The sequence below is a fragment of the bacterium genome (assembly GCA_030654305.1).
In the GTDB taxonomy this organism is placed as follows: Bacteria; Krumholzibacteriota; Krumholzibacteriia; order LZORAL124-64-63; family LZORAL124-64-63; genus PNOJ01.
On sequence record JAURXS010000529.1, the window covers coordinates 1 to 1,255 of the forward strand.

Below are 1,255 nucleotides of genomic sequence, written 5' to 3' on the forward strand. Positions count from 1 at the left end.
GGCCGCGGCCTGCGGGTCCGGCGTGACGCCGGTCGCCGTGCGGGCGTCGACGCGGCGGTAGACGGAGTAGCTCAGGATCGGCGCGTCGCTGCCGTCGCGGTCGAACGAGCTGCGCGCCCAGCGCAGGCGCACCTGTCCGCCCTGGTCGTCGGGGACGTCCGCGACGGTGTCGATCACCGGCACGTCGCGCAGGACCTCCAGCGTCAGGCTGTCGCAGAAAGGTCCGGTCGGCGAGAAGTCATGGCCGAGCACGGCCCGCCAGACCGGGATCTGGCCGGTGCCGTTCAGGACGGTCCAGGTCGCGTCGTTCGTGATCGGCTGCAGGCCCGTGCCGTTGTCCGCGTCGGCGTACCAGTCGATGGCGCCGGCCTGCTCGGTCGTGAGGCGCGCCTCCATGATGGTGCCGGCGCCCGTCCAGCCGAACATGCCCTGGCCGACGTTGCGCGCCGGGTCCAGGTAGCGCTCCGCGTAGCTGATCATGGCGACCGGACCGCTCTCGATCTGCTGGACCAGGATGTCGTCGCCGCTGAAGGCGATGGCCCTGGCCCCGTCCATGGGCAGCAGGGTGGCGTCGCCGGGGATCGACAGGTCGCAGAGCCACAGGCCGTCCTGCGCGGAGACCGCCAGCAGGCGGCCGTGGAGCACGACCTGGCGTGGCATCGTCAGGCTTAGGACGGCGTCCTCGAGGATCGCCGCGGGGTCGCTCACGTTCAGCACGCGTACTTCGTCGACGTACGGCTCGGAGATGCAGGCGGTGTAGCCGGACACGGCCACGTCGATGACGTTGCCGCCGCCGAGGAACGACCCCAGGCTGGCCGGATGCAGCGGGTCGGCGATGTCCACGACGATCAGGCCGCCGTATTGCGCGGCGACGTAGGCGCGGTCGCCCACCACGGCGATCCCGTGCGAGCTGCCGGGAAGCACGAAGGTCGCGACCACGACCGGCGCCGCCGGGTCCACCAGGTCGACGACCATCATGCCGGCGTTGCCGGCGGTGACGTAGGCGTAACGGCCGGAGACGGCGACGTCCACGCTCCACCCCTCCAGTTCGACCTGACCGAGCACGACCGGCGCCGCCGGATCGCTCACGTCGACGGTCGAGAACCCTTCGGCTGCGGCGGCGACCAAGAGCGTCCCCTGGCGGTCGAGGGCGAGACCGCCAACCGCCGCGTGGCCGATCTGGAGCGGCGCCGCCGGGTCCTGCAGGTCGTAGACGTTGATGCCCTGGTAGGTGGGCAGGTAGGCGATCAGCCCA

1 protein-coding gene is annotated in these 1,255 nt (G+C 71.8%); it reads right to left on the reverse strand.

The window, feature by feature from the left end; genetic code table 11:
* A partial coding sequence (locus Q7W29_14825; GenBank protein ID MDO9173095.1) for a hypothetical protein occupies positions 1–1,255 on the reverse strand: 1,255 nt, incomplete at both ends.